Source organism: Paenibacillus sp. MMO-58 (genome assembly GCF_037146255.1).
Lineage (GTDB): Bacteria > Bacillota > Bacilli > Paenibacillales > Paenibacillaceae > Pristimantibacillus.
The window spans coordinates 1-247 of record NZ_JBBCVY010000051.1 but is presented as its reverse complement, the minus strand read 5'-3'; the positions used below and the strand labels follow the sequence as shown (position 1 = coordinate 247).

Genomic DNA, 247 nt, shown 5'->3' with positions numbered 1-247 from the left:
GCAGTTTCGTTGTTCGCCACGTCCTTCTTCGGCTCCTAGTGCCTAGGCATCCTCCGTGCGCTCTTATTAGCTTAACCTAATAAAAACATTTGTTGCTTAAGGATGTTTCATCTTTCGCTATCCAGTTTTCAAAGAGCAAATATAGGTGATAAACACCTGCTTGGCGACGTCCTACTCTCCCAGGACCCTGCGGTCCAAGTACCATCGGCGCTGGAGGGCTTAACGGTCGTGTTCGGTATGGGAACGC

1 rRNA gene is annotated in these 247 nt (G+C 49.8%); it reads right to left on the bottom strand.

What is annotated here, in order from left to right:
* Positions 1 to 158: 158 nt before the first annotated feature.
* Positions 159 to 247: ribosomal RNA gene (gene rrf, locus WFJ73_RS33270) — 5S ribosomal RNA — on the bottom strand; the annotation flags it as partial.